Annotated in this window: 16 protein-coding genes; 14 read left to right on the forward strand and 2 right to left on the reverse strand. The window is 47.9% G+C overall.

Annotated features, from left to right (window positions below):
* Nucleotides 1-53 precede the first annotated feature (53 nt).
* From ACFQZT_RS21890 to rbsK, 6 genes are read left to right on the forward strand one after another with little or no spacing between them, the layout of a single operon-like run.
* Entirely contained in the window at nt 54-1214 is a 1161-nt protein-coding gene (locus ACFQZT_RS21890) for an ADP-ribosylglycohydrolase family protein (protein ID WP_379303037.1), read from the forward strand.
* 14 nt (nt 1215-1228) lie between these two features.
* Entirely contained in the window at nt 1229-3334 is a 2106-nt protein-coding gene (locus tag ACFQZT_RS21895) for an ADP-ribosylglycohydrolase family protein (protein WP_379303039.1), read from the forward strand.
* A gap of 11 nt (nt 3335-3345) precedes the next feature.
* Complete coding sequence (locus tag ACFQZT_RS21900; RefSeq protein WP_379303041.1) at nt 3346-4365, forward strand: LacI family DNA-binding transcriptional regulator; 1020 nt, start codon at nt 3346-3348, stop codon at nt 4363-4365.
* Nucleotides 4366-4367: 2 nt separating this feature from the next.
* Nucleotides 4368-5276, forward strand: a complete 909-nt coding sequence (locus ACFQZT_RS21905; RefSeq protein WP_379303043.1) for an HpcH/HpaI aldolase/citrate lyase family protein — start codon at nt 4368-4370, stop codon at nt 5274-5276.
* A gap of 7 nt (nt 5277-5283) precedes the next feature.
* Nucleotides 5284-7437 carry an acetate--CoA ligase family protein gene (locus tag ACFQZT_RS21910; RefSeq protein ID WP_379303045.1) on the forward strand — a complete coding sequence of 718 codons (2154 nt, stop codon included), beginning with the start codon at nt 5284-5286 and terminating at the stop codon, nt 7435-7437.
* Between the two features lie 4 nt (nt 7438-7441).
* Nucleotides 7442-8377 carry a ribokinase gene (rbsK, locus tag ACFQZT_RS21915; RefSeq protein WP_379303047.1) on the forward strand — a complete coding sequence of 312 codons (936 nt, stop codon included), beginning with the start codon at nt 7442-7444 and terminating at the stop codon, nt 8375-8377.
* A 181-nt stretch (nt 8378-8558) separates the two neighbouring features.
* On the opposite strand, the gene ACFQZT_RS21920 is transcribed toward rbsK, so the two are convergent.
* Both ACFQZT_RS21920 and ACFQZT_RS21925 read right to left on the reverse strand, forming a co-directional pair.
* Nucleotides 8559-9020: a hypothetical protein gene (locus tag ACFQZT_RS21920; protein ID WP_379303049.1), complete on the reverse strand. Its 462-nt coding sequence runs from the start codon at nt 9018-9020 to the stop codon at nt 8559-8561.
* A 46-nt stretch (nt 9021-9066) separates the two neighbouring features.
* Nucleotides 9067-9843, reverse strand: a complete 777-nt coding sequence (locus ACFQZT_RS21925) for an AraC family transcriptional regulator (protein ID WP_379303051.1) — start codon at nt 9841-9843, stop codon at nt 9067-9069.
* 243 nt (nt 9844-10086) lie between these two features.
* Between ACFQZT_RS21925 and ACFQZT_RS21930 the strand changes: the two genes are divergently transcribed.
* The 8 genes from ACFQZT_RS21930 (at nt 10087) to ACFQZT_RS21965 (ending at nt 22137) form a co-directional block, all read left to right on the forward strand.
* Nucleotides 10087-10965, forward strand: a complete 879-nt coding sequence (locus ACFQZT_RS21930; RefSeq protein WP_379303053.1) for a phytanoyl-CoA dioxygenase family protein — start codon at nt 10087-10089, stop codon at nt 10963-10965.
* Nucleotides 10966-11122: 157 nt separating this feature from the next.
* The gene (locus tag ACFQZT_RS21935) at nt 11123-12358 is read left to right on the forward strand and encodes an alpha-L-fucosidase (RefSeq protein ID WP_379303055.1); all 1236 of its coding nucleotides are present in this window, start codon (nt 11123-11125) and stop codon (nt 12356-12358) included.
* Nucleotides 12359-12396: 38 nt separating this feature from the next.
* The gene (locus ACFQZT_RS21940) at nt 12397-14634 is read left to right on the forward strand and encodes a helix-turn-helix domain-containing protein (RefSeq protein ID WP_379303057.1); all 2238 of its coding nucleotides are present in this window, start codon (nt 12397-12399) and stop codon (nt 14632-14634) included.
* 439 nt (nt 14635-15073) lie between these two features.
* Complete coding sequence (locus ACFQZT_RS21945; RefSeq protein WP_379303059.1) at nt 15074-16324, forward strand: IS110 family RNA-guided transposase; 1251 nt, start codon at nt 15074-15076, stop codon at nt 16322-16324.
* Nucleotides 16325-16658: 334 nt separating this feature from the next.
* Entirely contained in the window at nt 16659-17615 is a 957-nt protein-coding gene (locus ACFQZT_RS21950) for an ABC transporter permease (RefSeq protein WP_379303061.1), read from the forward strand.
* A gap of 15 nt (nt 17616-17630) precedes the next feature.
* Complete coding sequence (locus ACFQZT_RS21955) at nt 17631-18527, forward strand: carbohydrate ABC transporter permease (protein WP_379303063.1); 897 nt, start codon at nt 17631-17633, stop codon at nt 18525-18527.
* Between the two features lie 126 nt (nt 18528-18653).
* Nucleotides 18654-20348 carry an ABC transporter substrate-binding protein gene (locus tag ACFQZT_RS21960; RefSeq protein ID WP_379303065.1) on the forward strand — a complete coding sequence of 565 codons (1695 nt, stop codon included), beginning with the start codon at nt 18654-18656 and terminating at the stop codon, nt 20346-20348.
* 130 nt (nt 20349-20478) lie between these two features.
* Nucleotides 20479-22137 (forward strand): DUF4091 domain-containing protein, encoded by a 1659-nt coding sequence (locus tag ACFQZT_RS21965; RefSeq protein WP_379303067.1) that lies wholly within the window; start codon nt 20479-20481, stop codon nt 22135-22137.
* Nucleotides 22138-22395: the final 258 nt, after the last annotated feature.

Genomic DNA, 22395 nt, shown 5'->3' on the forward strand with positions numbered 1-22395 from the left:
CTGCAAAGTGTGGGGTCCAGTGCCCCACACTCCCTGTAGAGGGAGTGAGACATTTGATTACTTTTGCTGACCGGGTCAAAGGTGTGATTTTCGGTACGGCCTATGGCGATGCGATGGGCGCAGTTGTTGAAAAACTAACTTACAGCGAAATTAAAAGCAGGTATGGAAGAATCGATACGACGATGACGAAGTGGTGGAAATCCGATTGGCCGGAAACCGCGAGGCTGGGAAGAAGGCGCGGCGAAGGTATCGTCACCGATGATACGTTAATGACGCTCGCATTGATGAATGTGTACTGCACGGAACGGCGTCATCTGGATGCCTATGATCTCGCCGATGAATTCGTGAAGGAAATCGCTTTTCGCCCCCGGTATATCCCGGAATTCGGCAAAGAAGCGCTCATTATGGACCGGCTTTTTTATCCCGAAAAGCATATTTTCAATCGTCATGTCCTGGCGAATTGCGAGCCTCGTGAAGGAGGCTACGGCAATATGGTGAACTGTGGCGCGGCCATGTACATTTCCCCGGTCGGGATTGTCAATGCCTGCAACCCGAAGGGGGCTTACGATGAGGCGATTCTTTTTGCTTCCGGACATCAAGTCAGCTATGGGTTGGAAGCGGCTGGCGTGATGGCTTGCTGCGTGGCCAAAGCGTTTGTTCCGGGCGCAACGATCGAAGACGTCGTAAATACGGCATTACAGTTTGCCAAAGACGGAACTAAAAGGGCCATTCATGACATTTGTGAAACGGCGGTAACGCTTAAGAATCAAAGAGAAGATCGCGATGAAGTCGTCAGACGTTTTCATGAAGTTATAGGCAATTACTCGCCGATGGGCGACGACGTGAACCGAAGTATTCACAAAGTGGGCGTCCCTTCGAACCATTACACGCCGAGCCGTTTGTTCTCGATTGAAGAGCTGCCGCTCGCCCTCGGCTATATCGTTTTGCATGACGGCAATTTCTTGGAAGCTATGAAAGATGGCGTCAGTTCAGGCCGCGATACGGACTCCATCGGTGTGATGATCGGCGCCATTCTGGGCGCGATGCAAGGCGTTAAGGCGATCCCTGATGCGGAGATCGGCATTTTGGAAGCAGCCAATCAACAAGAGATCGATAAGCACTGCAACCTATTTATCGAAGCCGCAGCATCGATTATTACGGAGGATGTGGAATTTAACATCCGGAGACAACAACAACTTCGTTTCAAAAATTAAAGGCGGTGTGTGGCTTGATACCTTCGAATTATTTGGAAAAAGTATATTCCGGCTATTTGGGCATGAACATTGGCATAAGGCTGGGGGCGCCGGTTGAGCCGACGATCTGGACTTATGAGAGAATACAAAATACGTACGGCGAAATTACCGGATATGTCAAAGATTTCAAAAATTTTGCCGCTGACGATGACGCGAACGGTCCTTATTACTTTTTGCGGGCGCTCTATGACGATGCGGCGGATCGGGATATAACCCCGAACGACGTGGCACGTGCTTGGCTGAACTATACGCGCGAAGGCGTCGGGATGTTCTGGTGGGGCGGTTACGGCGTCAGTACGGAACATACGGCTTTCATCAATTTGAAAAAAGGGATTCCGGCTCCGCAATCCGGTTCCATGAAGCAAAACGGCCAGATTATGGCGGAGCAAATCGGCGGACAGATTTTCATTGATACCTGGGGCTTGGTGAATCCAGGCAACCCTAAGAAGGCTGCTGATTTCGGGGAGGCCGCTGCCAGGGTTTCGCATGATGGAGAAGGCATATATGGCGCCAGGTTTTTCTGTGCGGCGATTGCCAAAGCTTTTGAAACCAGCGATATCAACGCCATTATACAAGCGGGACTGGATCAAATCCCCGAGCAATCGACTTATGCCAAAGTGGCAAGAGCCGTGCTGAACTTCCACGCGCAGCAGCCGGATGATTTCAGAGCATGCCGCGATATGTTGGAGCGCGATTGGGGCTACGATAAGTATAAAGGCGTCTGTCACATCATTCCTAACGCGGGCGTTTGTGTGTTAGCGCTCATTTATGGCGGAGGCGATTTTAATCGAACGGTTGAGATTGCCACCATGTGCGGTTGGGATACGGATTGCAATGCGGGCAACGTAGGTACTGTGCTTGGCGTTGCATGCGGGTTATCGGGAATCGCCGATAAATATCGGAAGCCTATCAACGATTCCATCGTCATGTCGGGAATTTCCGGTTATTTGAACATCCTGGATCTTCCTACTTATGCGAAAGAACTGGCGATTCTTGGCTATCGCCTGGCGGGCGTTCCATGTCCGCAGGACCTTCTGGACAGTTTTACGAACAGTGACATCTACTTTGATTTCGAGCTGCCGGGTTCGACCCACAATATACGCGTTTCGGATCCGTTCTTTTGCCAGACCAAACATTCTACGGAAAAAGCGTACCAAGGATCGGGCTCCCTTGAAGTGGTATTTGACAGGATGACCCGAGGCGAGAGTTCTAAAGTTTTCTATAAACCCTTTTATACACGGGATGATTTTAACGATGAAAGGTATTCGCCGACGTTCGCTCCCAAAGCCTACTCGGGTCAAAAAGTGTCCATGCAGATCTACCTCGACCAATGGGGCGGGAATGAAACGATGGGGATTGCTCCTTACGTGCGGCTGGCAAAAAGCAAAAAAGATGTATTGCAAGGCTACAGGAAACTCGTCAACCAGGAATGGCTGCAGGTGGAGTTTGAAATTCCGGATACCGATGGTGAACTGATCGATGAAGTCGGTATCGTGTTAGAATCGTATTCGACGCGCAAACCGCTTAGTCTCGGCCGAATTTTCATTGATGAGTTCAAAATTTCCGGCAAATCCAGCTATACGATCGATTTTAACAAACAACGGATGAATTTTGGCTGCGTCACGCCTTTCGCCCATAATCATGGCGCTTGGAGCATTGCTGAAGGTGCGATGTACCTCATGACTGCGGAGCCTGCTGAAGCGTATACGGGCAATTATTTTGCGCGGGACTATTCGGTTTCTGTAAAAGTGAATCCGCAGCATGGTTACTCACATTTGGCGGCTGTTCGCGTGCAAGGTGCGATGCGCGGATACCATGTCGGATTTGACGGAGAGAATCAGGTAGCGCTGTACATCAATGATTTCGGCTATAGAAAGCTGGCCGGCTGTACGTATGAATGGCAGCATGAGCAAGATTATGATTTCAAAGTAACGGCTCAAGGTAGTACAATTACGCTATACATTAACGGAGAAGAGATTCTTAAATATACGGATGATACTTTTGGCTACGGCATGTATGGTGTGAGCACCCTTGCTGCAGCAAGGACTTATTTTAGTCATATTCGATTTACAGAGATCTAGGGGATGAAAACATGATTCGTGACAAAAAGCCTACATTAAAAGAAATAGCGGATTTGGCCGGTGTGACTAAAGCGACGGTATCGATGGTGCTGAATAATACGGGAAGGGTCAGTCAAGAGCAGCGGGATAAAGTCAAACGAATTGCGGAGGAGCTGGAGTACCGGCCCAACGTGATTGCCCAAGGCTTGGCTCGCCAGCATATGAAGCTGATCGGCATGGTGATCCCTTCCTTTCATGACGATTTTAGCCATGAAGTGTTTTTGGGCATCGAGAACTATGCCAAGGAACGCGGCTACAAAATTCTTGTAGGGCTCACGAACAATGAGGGGGACGCGGAAGACAGCATCATCGAAGAATTTTTACAGCTGAAAAGCGCGGGATTGATCGTTCATCCGTCACCGGTTGTCGATAGCGAGCAGAGAATGTACCGTCAGCTGCAGCAGGAGAAAGTACCGTTCGTTTTCTATACCCGTTATCCGCTGGACGGTAATTCTGAATATAACCGTGTGCTTTGCGACGATGTGCTGGGAGGACAGCTCGCTGCGCGGCATTTGATTGAAAAAGGCCACAAGCGCATCGCTTTTTATACGAACCGCTATGTGAAACATACGAACGATTCGATCAACAAGAGGATCGGCTATGAAATGGCGCATCGGGAAGCCGGGTTGCCGGTTGATCCGGCGCTCTCGGTCAGCTCGGATATGTTCTCGGCTGAGTATCCGGTCAGCAGCTGGGTTCGAGAGCATGGCGTAACGGCTATATTCGTATCTACCGATTATACGGCGATCAATTTGATGGAGAAGCTCCAGGACAGCGGTTTCCGGATTCCTGAGGATATTGCCATTGTCGGTTATGATGATATTCGTATGGCGAAGTTCTGCACGCCTAAGCTGACAACCGTCCGGGTCCCTAAAAAAGAAATCGGTATGAAGACCGCCGAAATGTTGTTGTCTTTAATTGAGCGTAATCTGCAACCGCTTGGACACGAGATCGTTGAGACTCCGGAACTTATTGTCAGGAGGAGCAGCTAACCATGGATGCTAAATTCGTACGCAATCGCGTCGAAAAAGTAAGACGTTCTACGCTCATTGTCCCTGGAAATGTGGAGCGCTTTATCCAGAAAGCGATCACTCGCGGCGCGGATGCCGTTCAGCTAGATTTGGAAGACAGTGTTCCACCGGAACAAAAGGACATCGGCCGTCAAATGGTGTGGGAAGCGCTGCATGCGCTGCCGCCGTCACATGCAGAAATCAATGTCCGCATCAACAATGAGCCTATGATGTGGAAGGATGACTTAGCTTACTGCGTAACCCCGCGCCTGCAAAGCGTGACGATCCCGAAATGTGAAGAACCTGCTATCATTCAAGAAGTTGAAGCTAAGCTTATCGATTTGGAAAGGGAGCGCGGCATGGCGGAAGGGCATACCCAAATCTCGGTTTTGGTCGAATCTGCGCTGGGGTTATCCCGGCTGGATGAGCTGCTTCGGGCGAGCGACCGGATTAGCACGGTGACGCTAGGGAATGAAGATTTTTGCTTCGATTTGGGCATTGAGGCTTCTGCAACAGGGGAAGAGTTGTATCCCTTCTATGCGCAGGTTATTTTGCTTGCCCGCATTCATCGCGTGATGCCATTGGGCTTCGTTTCTTCGATTGCCGATTATCGGAATTTGGATCGCTTCCGCCATTTGGCCGAGAAGAGCAAGCAGCTAGGGTTTATGGGCAGCTCTTGTATTCATCCCGACCAAGTGGCTATTCTGAATGAAGTATATACGCCTCGGCCGGAAGAAGTCCAGAGGGCGTTGGGAATCGTTCAAGCCTTTGAACAAGCGCAGGAAGAGGGCAGGTCATCCTGTTCATTTCAGGGGAAAATGATCGATCCCCCCGTTTATTTGCGGGCACAGGCCTTACTTAAACGCCATACAACTATGATGAACAGGGGGTGAGCGGGGGATGAACAAGGCGCTTCATCGCATGTTGAATCCGACCTCGATTGCCGTTGTCGGCGCCAGCGAGAAAATGAATTACGGCGGCCGGTTGATGAAAAATTTGCTTCAACAAGGTTATAATGGACAAATATTTCCCGTTAATCCGGCGAGTAAAGCAATATTCGGCATACCTTGCTATGCTTCTCTCAATGAAATTGATGCCGACATCGATTTAGCCGTTCTTATCGTTAAAGCGGAGGCTATCGAGTCCTTGCTAACGCAGTGCGAGGCGCTGCAAGTAGGCTCCGTGCTGATCATCAGCGCAGGATTTAGAGAGCAGGGGACAGAGGAGGGGGCGCAGCGCGAGCGTATGCTGACGGCATGGTCGCATCGCACAGGCATACCGATCTGCGGGCCCAACTGCTTGGGCATTGGCAGCAGCGCTTCGCAGATGTGGGCAAACTCCGCTTCATCGATCGGAGAAAGCAAGTTGCCAGGCGGTTCCGTCGGGCTTATTTCCCACAGCGGCGCAACGGCATTCGGTCCTTTGTTGAATCGGGCGAAGGATTACGGGGTCGGCTACCGCTACATTGTATCGACAGGCAACGAAGCGAGTGTATCGATGACGCAGTTTGCCGATTTTATGCTGGACGATCCGGACGTGTTAGCGGTAGGATTGTTTATTGAAGGCATCAAAGACGGGAAGGCGTTCGCGAAGTTGGCCGATAAAGCGCTGCGGTTAGGCAAGCCGATCATTACGCTCAAGATCGGAGAATCTGCTGTCGGGCAAAAAGCAGCGGTCAGCCATACCGCATCGATGACGGGAGACCAGCAGGTGTTCGAAGCCTTCTGCCGGCAAAAAGGCATCGCCTACGCCAGAGATTACGACGAGTTCGTCGCGATGGTCAAGTGCTGCACGTACAGCAAGCCGCTCACGGGAAGCCGTTTCGCCGTATTGTCGCATTCGGGCGGCATCGGCGGATTCGTCGGCGACAAGTTGGGCGCGGCCGGTCTTCACGTTCCTCAGCTTCAGCCGGAAACAATCGCTAAGATCGATACGCTGCTTACGGGTTTCGGAACGGCGAACAATCCGCTTGATTTGTCGGGGACCATGCAAACCGAGCAATTGATGGAGATTCACGCTGCACTTGTAAGCGAGACCCAACTGGACGGTTTCATATACGCCACTCACGGTAAAAGTCCGCTGGTTGGACGGCTAGATGCGCTTGATCGATTGTCAGCTAGGCCATTATACTGGCTGTGGACGGGAAGCCTGGAAGACCCTGTACTGCAGGAAGTTAAGAAGCTTCCTGTACCTTTATTCTTTAATCCGAATCAGTTAGCCTTTACGATAATGAAATTGCAGAGTTTCTACGAACGCAGCCGAGATGTTGTGAGTAGGATCACGGCTATTGCGAGCAGCAAAGTGTCAGCTGTTGAAACTCCGCTGCGGTCGCTGGCTCAACAATCCGGATCACGAACATTAACGGAACTTGAAGGCAAGCAGGTGCTTCAATCCATAGGGATTTCCGTGCCGGATCACTATTACTTACCTGTGAACGGAGAATTATCGTCCTTTTTGCAAGCTGTTCCTTTCGATGGTGAAAGTTACGCAGCTAAGCTGGTGTCCCGCACGATAACTCACAAAAGCGACAGCGGGGGCGTAGCTTTGAGCTTGAAAAGTGCGGAACAGGTCAAAGCGTTCTTTGAGCGTCGCATATTGCAAAGTACTGAAGATGCAGCAGCCGTCGAAGGCATGCTATTGGAAAAAATGGTCGGCGAGAAAGTGGAGCTGATCTTGGGCTCGACCGATGACCCGCAATTCGGTCCTGTCATCATGATCGGGCTGGGCGGAGTATTGACCGAGCTGTTCCAACTCGTTACCTGGCGTGTCGCCCCGATCGATAAAACGGAAGCGGCGCGGATGCTGGCTGAAATTAAAGGACTTGTGACATATCTGCAAGGATTCCGCCATATGCCAGAGATGGATATGGATGATTTACTTCAAACGCTGGAAATATTTTCGCATTGGGTATATGATCAGCAGGATTTATTAGAGAGCGTAGAAATTAATCCGCTCGCCGTTTTGCCGCGTGGTCAAGGCGTCAAAGCGCTTGACTGCGTCATCACACTTAAACCGGCAGCGGAAGAAGTCAGAAACAGTGAAATCGAGGGATAGCCGTATGCAAGAAAAACAAGCAAAAATCGTCGTAGTCGGCAGCATTAATATCGATCTTGTGGTGAAGTCGGGGCAGATCCCCGTCGCCGGTGAGACGGTCATCGGTCAAGAGTTCGCGACCATCCCCGGCGGCAAAGGGGCGAACCAGGCGGTAGCTGCGGCCAGACTTGGCGCACAGGTCGAGATGATTGGCTGCGTGGGCGGCGATACGTTTGGGAAGCAGATGCTGGAACAATTGGCTCATGAAGGAGTAGGTACTACTTACGTCACTACAGAACCCCAGCAAACTACCGGTGTAGCGCTCATTCAGGTGCAGGACGGTGAAAACCGGATTACCATTGTACCGGGAGCCAACGCCAGCGTTTCGCCTGAACATGTTGAGCAAGCGAAAGCAGTCATTGCTGACGCAGATGTTATACTTGTCCAGCTTGAAATTCCGCTTGAGACTGTCATGCGGGCAGTGCAGCTTGCGAAAAGCCACGGCGTGAAAGTCATTTTGAATCCGGCTCCTGCCGCCGAGCTTCCGTCTGAGATTTGGCAGTATGTTGATTTGGTAACGCCAAATGAGACAGAAGCGGCCATTTTGACGGCAGAAACGGCGTCCCATACTGATGAGTCTGAGCTCATGACCAAACTTTACAATCAGACGAAGACGAACATTTTGATTACGCTGGGAGAAAAGGGCGTAACTTACCATATGAATGGAAACACCGGATCATATCCAGCGTTTCGGGTTCCGGTGATCGACACGACGGCGGCAGGCGATTCCTTCAATGCGGCATTGGCGGTAAAACATGGCGAAGGGCAGCCGCTAGAGCAATGCATTGAATTCGCGACGAAAGTAGGCGCGCTGACGGTTTCGCGTTTCGGTGCGCAGACATCGCTTCCGACGCGGCGAGAAGTGGAGCTGTTTGACGCGAGCTTGATCCAGCAAGGCTAAAATCGTATATCTAGAGATCGGAAAGGGCTGCCGCGGCAGCTCTTTTTCCACATATTGCCCGCGCCGAAAATCGCTTTCTTATTCGCGATATAACCAACCACTAAACGCTGTAGCTCATCATGGAGTAACCTCGGTAGGCAGGGGAGGACGGTTTGGCTCACTTTTCTAAGCGATTTCGACCCTATGTGACGCTGATCGAAGCTGGAACGATGTTATTCAGCGTTACTGAAGTAAAAGTAAATGGAAACGCGTGAATAGCAATGTTTTCCATTGTTAGAGAGTAGAAAAAGGCAGTAGGGTGAGCCAGAGCGAAGCAATAGCGATGAATTTCATCGTTACTAGATGTAAGAGAAAATGGAATCGAACCCATAGCGATGTTTTTCATCGTTACTGAATTGAATCGGGCAGATGCCATACCTAATTTCTTCACTAGTCGGATGGTTCTTTCGGTATAGACTTTTGTTCGTTCGAGACCAGTTTGGAACATTTCACCAATAAAATAGCGTCCCAACAGTACGCTAATAGCGACTTTATGTCCAATACGCCGCTGAACCCGCCTATTTCCAATAATCTTCCAGGAGGGTGATTTCCTCCGGGACTCATGTTTCAGTCGCTTAAGCAGCACTCTATTGGAATTATCCAATAGAGTGGCCAGCTATTTCGGATATGCTCACTCACTTACCGCCCATTCATCTCTTCCTTTTCCGGAACTCGGAGGGGGATACCCCGTAAAAAGCGGTAAATTGCTTAGTGAAATGATGAATCGAAGAATAGCCCAAATCCTCGGCTACATCCGTGACGGATCGGTTGCTTTCCAAAAGCGTCACGGAAGCTTGCTTCATAATGGTTTTGGTCCAATAAGCTTTAGGAGAAAGGCCGGTGGCCTGCTTGAACAATTCATGGAATTGAGTCCTTTGAAGTCCGCTCTCCTCAAGCCAGCTCATGTAATGCGCTCCAGTGGCCGCTTCCTTATCAATTCGCTCTATGATCGGCTTTATTCGGTAATCGATGATCCGGTCCTGCGCGTGCAGTTGAACCAATTGCAAGATAAACGCCTTCAGCAAACAGATGACTATCTCAACCGAGTATGGTTCATTGTTCTGATGGTTTTTGACGATTTCGGCACAAGCTTCCGATAATGCGCCTTGATACTGTAGTGGTAAGAAGTAAGGCAACGTATCCAATTCCGTACCTATCGTCACAGTGGTCATGAGTGAAGGGTCAAAATCAGACGGCTTCCAAACGATATGATGATCTGTGCCAAAAGGTTTATCCGTCCATAGATCACAGTAAATGTTATAGGAAGAGAGCGGATGCGCAGGTTCGGAATAAAACCCATGCAGCAGCTTAGGGGGGATGTAGAGAAGATCTCCTTTTTTAACGGCAAAAGTAATGTCTTCAACGGTCACTGTTCCTTTACCGCCATCAATCAGATGGAATGCGTAACAATAGCCGATTCGATTCACTTCACTCTCATTTCTTTGAACTGGAAACCGGTAATAATGGGCTGTTCGAATAAACGGCTGAAAGGTCAGTAGTGAACTTATATCCGCCCTCTCCTTTCTGCAATAATATACACGGTTCATTATATCACGTTAGATAAATCACCGGAGAAAATGACCAATTTCCGAAAAGCTATCTAAATATTATTAGCAGTATGTTTGCTAGTATTAAAGCGTAATCATAACTATCGTTGGAGGGTGTTAGATATGAACAGTGATAAATATGGCGGAAGTTTGAGTAAGGAACAAATGGAATTTTATGATGAGGAAGGCTACCTTATACTGCCGTATTTGCTTACTGAAGCGGAGATGGCTCCTGCCAAAGAGGCGATGAATCAAAAGGTTTCGATGATTGCAGAGGAGCTGCTGCGGGATGGGCTCATTGCAGATACGCTGGTTGAGTATCCATTTGAGAAACGGCTTGCGGCGCTTTTTCAGCATTTGACCGCGGATGATTTTTTGAAATACGGCAGAAGCTGGCGAGATCGCCTTCCTGGATATTTCCATTTAATGAGCAATCCCAAGATCCTGGATGCCGTTGAATCGTTGATAGGCGGGGAGCTTTTTGCCAATCCGGTCTATAACACAAGGCCGAAGATTCCAAGGGTGGCCGCGGGAGCTGTACCTTGGCATCAGGATAAGTCCTATTGGCCGGACGCTAACTCCAATCCTGTCATTACCGTATGGATACCTCTGGTTGATGCCAATGAGGTAAACGGCTGCTTACACATCAAGCCGAAGACGCATCGGAAGCGTCTGTTGAAGTGGCATCAGGAATCAGAGACCGGCACAGGATATACCGCACTGCGTGAAAGTCAACTGGGAAAAACGCAGACCGTAGCTTTGCCGGTCCCGGCGGGGAGCGCGATTTTGTTCAACGATCGCTGCTTGCATATGTCAACACCCAACCTATCGGACGAAGTCCGTTGGAGTGTTGATCTGCGCTATCAGCCAACGGATCAAGATCCCATGGCATCGCACGGCGCCGGCTTTTTGGCTCGAAGCTATAAGTACCCGCACCGGGTGGCTACCCTGGAGGATTGGCTGGCTGAACGTCCGGAACATGTGGAAGTGACAGTAAAATGAAGAATTTCGACTGTCAGGTTGCTATAATGGCGAGCTAATTTTTCAATACGAAATATGTTGGTTACGCGAAATCTATTTATTGTGCCTTGCCTCGTGCCCCGTTAAAATTGAATGAGCAGCATTCCTTTAGTTCAATTAGAAAGCGAGGCAATCAAGCATGTATGAATCCTTATTAGCGTTACCGACTCCGCAGCAGTTGAGGTGGCAGGATTTGGAGCTCGGCATGTTTTGTCATTTCGGCATTAATACGTTTTGCGATCAGGAATGGGGAGAGGGGACGGATTCGCCGGCGTTGTTCCATCCCGCGCAATTGGATGCTTCGCAATGGGTGCGCACAGCCAAACGCGCGGGATTTAAATATTTTGTTTTAACCGCCAAGCATCATGACGGGTTTTGCCTTTGGCCTACGAATACGACCGATTATTCAGTGAAAAGCAGTCCATGGAAAAACGGGCAAGGCGATGTCGTTCGGGAATGTGCAGATGCTTGCCGTGCCGAAGGCATGCCATTCGGTCTGTATCTCTCTCCGTGGGATCGGCATGAACCCTGCTATGCGGATAAGGCCGCTTACGACGATTTTTATGCCGAGCAGCTGACGGAATTGTTAACGCAGTATGGGCCCCTAGTCGAGGTGTGGTTCGATGGAGCCGGTTCGCAAGGAAGAGAATACGACTGGCCTCGTATTATTGGGCTTGTGAAGAAGTATCAACCGGATGCGATGATCTTCAACATGGGCTCTCCAACCATTCGCTGGGTTGGCAACGAAGACGGCGTGGCGCCCTACCCGTGCTGGAATACGGCGACAACGGCAAGAGAAAGCATGTTCACAAGCGACATGCTGACTTGGCTGGAGGGAACTCCGGATTGGGTTCCAGCCGAATGCGATGTGCCGATTCGTAAGCATCACTGGTTCTGGCATCCGAATGATGAAGACAGTCTGCATTCGCTTGATCATTTGCTCGATTTATACGATCGGTCTGTCGGGCATGGAGCGACCCTGCTGCTCAATGTAGCGCCAGATGATCGGGGCCTTCTTCCGGAATCCGATGTGCAGCGCGTTATTGAGTTTGGGGATGAAATACGAAGAAGATTTTCCAATCCGATAGCTTCTACAACGGGTGAAGGAACGGAAGTTCAGCTGCTATTTGGTTCAATGACTTCAGTTAACCATGTCATCTTGATGGAGGATATCGCATATGGGGAACGGGTTAGGGAGTATGTAATTGAGGCAAATCTGGCGGGAGATTGGGTGGAGCTTGTCAGGGGAAGCGCGATTGGTCATAAGAAAATCGATCGTTTTGAAACCGTTCAAGCAAACGGACTGCGCGTAAGATTTATCAACAGTGTGGAAACCCCGCTTGTTCGAAGCTTCTCTGCTTTTTTTGTTGACTAGCATATAGAAAAAATGATCTTAATTGGGGGATCCGGCAGATGGGTAGAACTTGGTTTTATCGGTTGCTCTTCTCGTATATGCCCGTTTTTTTCATAGTGGTCACCTTTATTTTCTTCGTTTTTTTTCAAATGTTGAGCGAGCAAAGCAGGAACGAAGCGCTGAATGCTAACAAGACGCTCTCGATGCAAGCGATCAGACTGATCGACTCTTCCCTGAAAGCCGTTGATAATATGGTCATGCTGGAAATTATCAATAGTCCGGAGTTGAGCAAATTTTATAACGATCCGAATGGGACGGATGCCTATATAACGATTCAGGCTGTCAAAAAATTGCAGGATATGATGACATCCAACCCGATCATCGACTCCATTTATTTAATCAGGCTCAAGGATCAATTTGTGATCAGCACTTCGACGAGAGATACGTTAGAGCATTACTTGGACGCGCCATTTATTAAAAGTCATATGGAATCCCCCAACGCCAAGCAGTGGACGGGTGTCAGAAATTTTCAGGAATTTACGGTCAAAGAGAGCAAACACGTCGTCAGTCTGGTACGGGGAGCTCCTTTCATTACCGGTACGGACGGACTGTTAGTGGTTAACGTAGCGACGGACTCGCTGGACAAGATGATCGCCGACTTATACAATCCCAAGACAAGTTTCATTCATATAACGGATGCAAATGGAAAGAGCTTATTTGACAATCAGAACCATTCCGGCAAATTAGAGGTGTCCTCCAAATTCGTCTCCAGCTATACCGGTTGGTCTTATGAAAGCGGTTTAATGGGTGGCGGTTGGATCCGCGTTGTGATGAATCTGTACAACGTCTGGTTTATGATCGGCATACTGATGATCGTGCTGGGACTCGTATGGATGATCTATGTCACAAGGAGAAACTATAAGCCATTAGAGCAAATCGTTGCCCGTATCCGCAATTATACGGTACCCCTCACCCATACTTTTTCCAAAGAAAGCAAGGTGGATGAGTTTACATTCATTGAGTCCGCATTGGTGAATATGATTGAACAATCCAACCAGTTTCAGAAGAAACACGAAGAAGACTTGCATTTAAGAAAGAGGTATTTATTTTACCAGCTGATTGAAGGGGAACCTCCGCTTTCGCGGGATGATTGGAATGAAGAAGCGATCAACCTGTACTTGCCACGGCCCTCGGAACGGCAAATCGTAGCGGTAATCGAAATCGATAAATATACGAAAATTTGTCAGGATTATTCGCAAAGAGATTTGAATTTGCTCAAATTTGCGCTTCGCAGCGTTATCCAGGAATTTGCTCAGAAGATCAGCTGCATGCTTTTGACAGAGTGGACATCGGCCTTCCAGTTAAGCGCAATTATCGATTATGGAACGAATGAAGAGGCATCCGATCAGGACATCCACCTCTTGTTTGACAATATCCGGTCATGGGTTGAGTCCAATTTGAAGTTTACCATCGCGATCGGAGTCGGGGAAACGGCTGTGCGTATGGCAGACATCCCGAGATCCTATAAGAGTGCTATGGAAGCTTTGAAATATAAAATCATGCTCGGAGAAAATCGCATCATCCGCTACGAGGATATCGTGAGCCATGGACAGATCGAGGTATTTTCCCACCTCAATGCCATCCGCGCCTTCGTCCATTCTTTCCGCTTGCAGGAAGAATGTTGGAAGGATAAGTACGATGGTTTATTCAATAGCTTGAAGCAAGGACTGTTAACGAAAGACGAGATTATTCATTTAATGAATTACCTGACGTATTATCTCGGGCGTGAAATGTCCGGAATGGCGAAGGAATTTAAGGAGTTATGGGAGCATAAGGGGTTGCCGGGACTTAGCGAACGAATGGAATCGTTCCAATCGCTGGATGAGATGCGGCAGCACATTGAGAACGAACTGGTTGATTTCGCTGCAGCGCTTAAAAGGGTTCAGGATGAACGAAACCATGCGTCGACGATCCGGGAAGTAAGGAAATATATCGAGCAAAATTTTCGCAATCCGAATCTATCGTTGGACCATTTGAGCGAGGAATTCCATATCCATGCCAAATATTTAAGCAAGCTGTTTAAAGAGGAGACCGGCCGTAAGTTCGTTGATTTTCTGATCGATGCCAGAATGGAGTACGCCAAGAAGCAAATCTCCGAAACGAACGATCCGGTGCAGCACATCGCGGAGAATGCCGGGTATACGAATGCGATTTCATTCAGCCGCGTGTTTAAAAAAATTGTTGGACTCTCTCCGACCGAGTATCGGGAGGAAATCACCCGGCAGGTCAGCCGGTAATTGGAGATTTTCCAATTAAGCCCACGGAACCTACTCCTATGCACCCTTTCTGTTGTATGAAATCCAATGATTAGCGTTCGAGGCTGTCCCAAAAACCATGAAAATGGCTGAGGGATAGCCTCTTTTTTACCACATAGGAAAGTTTAACTTCGTTAAAGCACTAAAGTGCTTAACAAACTTTCCTATTGGCGATAAAAACCACTCATGACGTCTTACGACGTCACCACCAAGAATGAAAATAAATGAGTTCTCACAGACAGAGGACTCAAGATAGAGCATTTCGTCAAAGATGAAAAGTAACAAATCAAAGGACGGCGGAAGTACTGGGATTCGATCCTGAATAAAAACCCGTCTCTATTGCGCCTTCGAGAACCGCCAATTGCCTCACTAGAGCGTGTATAAACTTTCACACTGCGGGCGCATGATTTGTTCATTTTTCATGAAAGAAGGAATGATGATGGATGCGATTCGAGAATGTTGTGCTGGTATGGACGTGCACCAGGAAACAGTGGTTGTATGCATTTTAAAAGGGCCCTTGGATATAAAACCTAGGCCACAAATCCGAACCTTCGGTACGACCACGAAAGAACTTCTGCAATTGCAGGACTGGCTGGCGGAATACGATTGCAAGGAGGTGGCGATGGAAAGTACGGGTGTACTTTGGAAACCGATTTGGAATGTGCTGGAGTCGACCTGCAACTTGATTTTGGCAAACCCCAAGCACATCAAAAACTTACCGGGGCGCAAAACCGATATCAAGGATGCGCAGTGGATCGCACAACTTCACCGATGTGGGCTAATTGAAGCAAGTATGGTCCCTACTCAAAACATCCGGGATTTAAGGGATCTCACTCGGTATCGGAGAAAACTGGTTCAGGCCATCACCTCGGAAAAGAACCGAATCCACAAAATACTTCAAGATGGGAACATCAAACTGACGACATTTATGTCCGACGTCTTTGGCGTGTCAGGGAGGGCGCTGCTGCAAAAGTTAATTAACGGTGAAGTGCTCGATGAACCGGAAGTGCGTGCGCTGGTCAAGGCAAAACTGAAACGTAAAATTCCTCAGCTTCTTGATGCATTAAATGGAAAACTGCGACTGCATCATCGGGAAATGATGAGTTACCACTGGGAGCATATCGAGTACCTCGAGAAACAAGTTGAGCAATTAGAGGCCAAGATCGACTCCTGCGTTCAAGACTACCAGAATGAAGTCGGTTGGTTGGATTCGATCCCAGGAATTGATGAGCATACGGCGGCAGCTATATTTGCTGAGATTGGCCCCAACGTAACGGATTACTTTCCGACTGATACCCAGTTCGCTTCATGGGCGGGAATTTGCCCTGGGAATAACGAAAGCGCCGGAAAAAAGAAAAGTACAAAGATTCTGCAAGGCAACAAACAACTCAAGAGCAGTCTTTGTCAAGCAGCTTGGGCGAATGCCAGAGCAGACAATCGAATCGGTCAATTTTATCGGCAGGTCCAGAAACGACGAGGCGAGAAAAAAGCGATTGTGGCAACAGGGCACCTCATGCTACGTATGATCTATGCGATGATGAGAGACAAAACCGAGTATAAAGAAATAGACGTGCATGGCGGCACGTCTCAAGAAAAAATACTCAAGTATTACTTAAAGCAAATTCAGGGAATGGGTTTTGAAATTCAAATTAACACCAAAGAAGTCAGCTAATTTTTGAAAAGTGAATTAGCTGAATCAAGGGAAGTGGGTCTTTTTTTGTCTTATTAGCACTATTTTGGCACAATCGAGTTACTTTTTTGTCTTTCTAGCACCATTTTGGCCGAATCGAGTTACTTTTATTTTCGTATAAACTTCCGCTGAACGCGGTCGCTCATCTTCGAAAAGACGTCGATAGACGTTTTTCTCATGCTTTTACGAAAAGTATTTGTCATGCGAAAGGCGTTTAGGAAGTGATTTCGATTTCAGTTTGCACCTCGAATCTTGTTTATTGCGCAAATGGTCGGTTGAGCCTAGAATCGGAGGAAAGCAAAGGGGAGGGCACGAGATGAGGATCGGGACATTGGCACGAACAGCCGCAGGAATAAATATCAAACCTAAGAGAAACGTATGGAAGCGAATAAAAAGGCACTGGCAGCTCTACCTTGTTGTGTTACTGCCGCTCACGTACATTATTATTTTCAAATATATACCGATGCTGGGTACCGCGATTGCATTTAAGGATTATAACGTGATTAAAGGCATATGGGGCAGTCCATGGGCAGGCATGACTTATTTTAATCAGTTTTTCGAGTCGCCGAACTTTTGGCTGTACATCAAAAATACGATCGGCATCAGCCTGTACGGGATAGCGGTTGGGTTTCCCGCCCCAATCATTTTGGCGATCGCGCTGAACGAAATACGCAACGGCCCGTTTAAGAAAACGGTCCAAATGGCCACCTATGCCCCCTACTTCATCTCTACGGTCATCATGGTTTCCATTATTATGATGAGCTTATTGCCTGAAGTGGGTTTGATTAGTAAATTTCTCGGCATGTTGGGCGTAGCTAATACGAACTTTATGGGGATTCCCAAGTTGTTCAAGACGATCTATGTCATGTCGGATGTCTGGCAGTATTCCGGTTATTCGGCCGTCATTTATATAGCCGCTTTAGCGGGAGTTAATCCGGAGCTTTATGAATCGGCGAAGGTCGATGGAGCTTCCAGGCTGCAGAAAATTATTAACGTAGATATCCCCAGCCTTATTCCGGTATCTGTTATTCTTTTAATTCTGAGTGTCGGCAACATTATGAAGGTTGGTGTGGAAAAAATCTTTTTGATGCAAAACATGCTGAACCTCAGTTCGTCAGAGGTCATTTCAACTTACGTGTATAAAGTGGGCCTGCTAAATGCAAGCTACAGCTTTTCTGCCGCCATCGGGCTTTTTAATTCGCTTGTCAACTTGCTGCTGCTCGTACTTGTCAATCAGGTAGCCAAAAAAATATCGGGCTCAAGTCTTTGGTAAAAGGGAGGGATCAGAATGTCTAGAATAGCCATCCAAGATTCGAGGGGAGACAAATGGTTTCTATTCGGCGTCTACGTGTTCTTGACCCTTGTTCTCGCTGCCGTCTTATTCCCATTGCTATTTATCGTCAGCTCATCGTTCAGTTCGCCGCAAGCTGTCGTATCCGGCAAAGTTTGGCTGCTTCCGGTCGATTTTTCTTTGGAAGGGTATAAGGCTGTGTTCAGGGATCCGCATATCGTTCAGGGATACTGGAATTCGTTGATTTATACGGTTGGCGGAACGTTCGTGAATGTGGCGCTGACGGTCATGATGGCCTATCCTTTGGCCCGTAAAACGTTTTACGGCCGCAACTTCATCATGGTTCTGCTGGTGCTTACGATGATGTTCGAGGCTGGACTGATTCCAACCTACCTGGTCGTGAAGAATCTGCATCTGCTGGATTCACGTTTGGCCATGATTATCCCAGGTGCCATAGCGGTCTTTCAGGTCATTGTGGCGAGAACTTTTTTCCAGACCACCATTCCGGATGAACTGGCCGAGGCGGCGGAGCTGGACGGCTGCAGCGATATTAAGTTTATGCTCAGTGTGGTGCTGCCATTGTCCAAACCGATTCTGGCCGTCCTTACGCTCATGTATGCGGTTTCCAATTGGAATGCCTACTTCGATGCGATGATCTATTTGAAAACGCCGAGTCTATTCCCGCTGCAAATCGTGCTCAGAAATATTCTCATCTTAAACACCATTGATCCGAGCATGATTGCGGATGTAAAAACACTTTTAGCCCAGCAAGGACTGAAAGATTTGTTGAAATACTCGCTCATCGTTGTAGCAAGCTTGCCGGTTCTGATGATTTATCCGTTTGTGCAGAAGTATTTTGTCAAGGGTGTCATGATTGGCTCCTTAAAAGGGTAGCTCAATACTTTTGCGGGTAACGGGGGATTTGTTAAGGAGGTGGTGTGTCGAATCATTTGGTTTAGCAGGTCGTTGAAGGGGTTCAAGTGGAATCGTTTGGCAACCATTTTTTGAGGAGGAGTCACTTTGAAAAATAGTAAGAAGACATGCTTTACTCTTTTAAGCGCAGTCGTGAGTTTAACCGTTGTACTAACCGCTTGTACGGACTCGAAAGATAGCGCATCTGTGAGCAGCTCGCCAAACACCTCAGTAGAAAAGAAGGATGCATTCAGCCCTGTAGGAACGCTGCCGATTGTTACGAATAAAATGACGATCAAGATGTTCGCGCCGCAGCTTGCAAGCATTGAAAATATGGAAACCAATACATTTACCAAGTGGCTTGAAGATAAGACTAATATCCATATCGCCTGGGATCTGGTTCCGGACAAATCATTGGACGATCGCAAGAAGCTCATGCTGGCAAGCGGCGATTATCCGGAGGTCATTTTGCAGGGAAGCCTGACCAAGGACGAACAGATGAAGTACGGGAAGCAAGGCGTGTTTATTCCCTTAAACAGCTTAATCGATCAATATGCGCCGAATATTAAGAAAGCGATGGCGGATCTGCCCTATCTCAAGGGTTCCATGACGACGCCGGACGGCAATATCTATGCGATTCCCCAAGTCAACGAATGCTATCATTGCAATTTTGCCAATAAAATGTGGATCAATCAGGCGTGGCTCGATAAGTTGAATTTAAAGATGCCTACAACAACCGACGAATTTTATGAAGTGATGAAATCATTCAAGGAAAAGGATCCCAACGGAAATGGGAAGAAGGACGAAATTCCGCTCACAGGTTCCGAGTTCATGTGGGGAGGCGGGATTGAAACGTTCCTGATGAACGCGTTCATCATCGATGATCACCAGGATAAAGATTCCGCTTCATTCCTTATGGTGAAAGACGGCAATGTGGATTTTGCAGCTAACAAACCGGAGTGGAAGCAAGGCCTGCAGTATATGAACAAACTGTATAAAGAAGGGTTGCTGGATCCGGCCGCTTTTACCCAAAAAGACGATGCCGTCCAACAGCTTGGAAACCGAGAACCCGATAACGTCATAGGCGCGCTTCCGACTGCTTTAATCAGCTATGCCTTCTCGCCCGACGACAAACATCCGAGACACAAGGATTACGTGGCTGTGCCTCCGCTCAAAGGACCTAACGGCGTACAGCAAACGCCTTACTACGCCGGCGTATCGAAATCGCAATTCGCCATTACGAATAAGGCGACGAAGGAACAGCAGATCGCTGCGATCCGCTTGGCTGATTTTCTATATACCGAAGAAGCGATTTTACTCGAAGAACACGGAGTTGAAGGGAAGGGGTGGAGAAAGGCCAAAGACGGCGAGCTCGACATGAACGGAAAGCCTGCGAAATACGCCTTAATCCCTGGCGATCCGAATAAGACCATTCAGAACGATGGCTGGGAGCAGATCGGACCTTCATTAAGAACATACCAGTACCGCGATTCGTTTGTGGCGCTTCAAGATCCGCTTGCAGAGGGCGCGTATGAAGTACGCTTAAAGAGAGAATCCGCCAAGTCGGAACCGTTCAAATCGAAAGAAATGTATCCGACAAGCGTCTTTATCGCGCAGGAAGATTCAGAAATCATGGCACAGCTGAAAACAACAATCGTTGATTATGTCAAATCGAATATGGCTCAGTTCATTGTCGGCAGCAAAGATATCGATAAGGAATGGGATAACTATGTAAAAGGCTTTGATGGCATTCAGTTGAAAAAATATCTCGACATCCACCAAAAGGCGTTGCTTAAAAAATAAGATTTGAACCTGCCCTGAATTGATCAAATAGTCCATGAAGCTGGTCATTAAAGCTATTCTACATAGTGAAAATGTAAGGTTTAATGGACTATATATTGAATATCAAACACATGACGAAAGGGAGATTAAGATGGGCAGCGATTCAAACAAATTAAATTTGGAAACAAGATGTTTGCACTCACTGGTAAAAGTGTTTGCGGATGTGGAATTAAATGACGTTCCATTCAAAGGTTCCACCGCATTGCAAAATGAAACATTTGCGTTTCAAGTGGCATACCGATGCCCGCAGCTAATTCGAGGTATTCAAGTAACAGCGGTTTCGGAGCTTCGTGATGCAATCACGATTCGATCCGTTGGCCTTGCTCCTTCGGAGTTTCCGATGTATGCCAATCATGACGGTAACTTGCTGCGAGCAACACCGGGGTTGTATCCGGATCCTCTTTATCCGATGGACCAGGATGGCGTTCATGCACTGCCGAATCAGTGGCGTTCGGTTTGGGTGAGCGTGGAAGTTTCAGATCGTACGGAACCAGGTAGTCACTCGATCGAAATTCGGTTCAATGGGGATAATGGCGAACGGCTCGGGAGTGAAATTTTTGTATTGGAAGTCATTCCAGCAGTACTGCCGAAGCAGCAATTGATACATACGGAATGGTTCCATACGGATTGTATCGCCACTTACTATGGCGTTGAAGTGTGGAGCGAAGAGCACTGGCGGCGCATTAGGCAGTTCGTGCAAACGGCGACGAAGCATGGAATGAATATGCTGCTGACCCCGCTCTTTACACCGCCTCTTGATACGGAGGTTGGCGGGGAACGCCCGACTGTTCAGCTGGTCGACGTGGAGAAAGAAGGGGAAATTTACCGTTTTGGCTTTGACAATCTCAAACGATGGGTAGAAATGGCATCGGAATTAGGTATCAGCTATTTCGAGTTTTCCCATTTCTTCACGCAGTGGGGAGCGAAGCATGCCCCCAAAATTATGGCGACGGAAAACGGTGTGTACAAGCGGATTTTCGGTTGGGAGACAGATGCGCACGGTGAGGCGTATAAGTCGTTCCTCGGCCAATTTTTACCTGCTCTAGTTGCATTTATTCATGAAAACGGATTGGATGAACGGAGCTATTTTCATATCTCCGACGAGCCGCATGTAGACCATTTGGAGTCGTACCTAAGCGCAAGCGAAACGATCAAAGGGCATTTGAAAGATTTCCCGATCATAGACGCGTTGTCGGACTACGATTTTTATGAAGAAGGTCTGGTGAAAATCCCGATTCCGGCCAACAATCATATCGAACCGTTCCTTGAGAACGAGGTTCCAAACTTATGGACTTATTACTGCTGCGCTCAATATCAGAAAGTTGCGAATCGCTTTTTCACATTTCCTTCGGTTAGAAATCGTATACTTGGCATGCAATTGTATAAATATCAGATGGCCGGATTCCTGCATTGGGGCTACAATTTCTGGTACTCGCAATTCTCCAAAAAAGCGATCGATCCCTTCCGTGTAACCGATGCAGGCCAAGGCTTCCCTTCCGGAGACGCTTTTCTGGTATACCCCGGTGAAGAAGGGCCAATCGAATCATTGCGGCTTGAAGTCCTCTACGAATCGCTTCAAGACTTGCGGGCGCTTCAGCTTCTTGAAAGCAAGATTGGGCGCGATGCCGTAATCGCCTTGCTGGAATCGGGCTTGGAGAAGCCGATCACGTTCAGCGAATATCCGAATGATGCCGAATGGCTGCTGGGTAAACGCGATCAAATTAACCGTCTTATTGCGGAACATGCATAAATGAGTTTGGAAAATTAAGGCCATCCAGATCTAGGAGCGGCTGTTGAAAAAGCACCTTTTTGAAGAAATTGACGCTTAATAAATCCGTATAAATCGAGGTTTATAAAAGTCATATTTTTTTAAAAAAGCTTATGTCAACAGCCCCATCTATTTGGATGGTTCTTTCTTTATGGATGATGATTCCGCATAACGCTCCTTATTCATTCTGATTGAGTTGTTACATGGTATCTTCCTTCTCAAGCCTCTAACTCTGCCCCT

This window comes from Paenibacillus sp. GCM10027628 (assembly GCF_042676385.1).
Taxonomy (GTDB): domain Bacteria; phylum Bacillota; class Bacilli; order Paenibacillales; family NBRC-103111; genus Paenibacillus_E.

Bases quoted from the DNA above. Each gene is read 5' to 3' on its own strand.
- ACFQZT_RS21930 (WP_379303053.1), top strand. From the start codon at position 10,087: ATGAACAGTGATAAATATGGCGGAAGTTTGAGTAAGGAACAAATGGAA.
- rbsK (WP_379303047.1), top strand. From the start codon at position 7,442: ATGCAAGAAAAACAAGCAAAAATCGTCGTAGTCGGCAGCATTAATATC.
- ACFQZT_RS21945 (WP_379303059.1), top strand. From the start codon at position 15,074: ATGAAAGAAGGAATGATGATGGATGCGATTCGAGAATGTTGTGCTGGT.
- ACFQZT_RS21935 (WP_379303055.1), top strand. From the start codon at position 11,123: ATGTATGAATCCTTATTAGCGTTACCGACTCCGCAGCAGTTGAGGTGG.
- ACFQZT_RS21950 (WP_379303061.1), top strand. From the start codon at position 16,659: ATGAGGATCGGGACATTGGCACGAACAGCCGCAGGAATAAATATCAAA.
- ACFQZT_RS21955 (WP_379303063.1), top strand. From the start codon at position 17,631: ATGTCTAGAATAGCCATCCAAGATTCGAGGGGAGACAAATGGTTTCTA.
- ACFQZT_RS21900 (WP_379303041.1), top strand. From the start codon at position 3,346: ATGATTCGTGACAAAAAGCCTACATTAAAAGAAATAGCGGATTTGGCC.
- ACFQZT_RS21940 (WP_379303057.1), top strand. From the start codon at position 12,397: ATGGGTAGAACTTGGTTTTATCGGTTGCTCTTCTCGTATATGCCCGTT.
- ACFQZT_RS21905 (WP_379303043.1), top strand. From the start codon at position 4,368: ATGGATGCTAAATTCGTACGCAATCGCGTCGAAAAAGTAAGACGTTCT.
- ACFQZT_RS21910 (WP_379303045.1), top strand. From the start codon at position 5,284: ATGAACAAGGCGCTTCATCGCATGTTGAATCCGACCTCGATTGCCGTT.
- ACFQZT_RS21965 (WP_379303067.1), top strand. From the start codon at position 20,479: ATGGGCAGCGATTCAAACAAATTAAATTTGGAAACAAGATGTTTGCAC.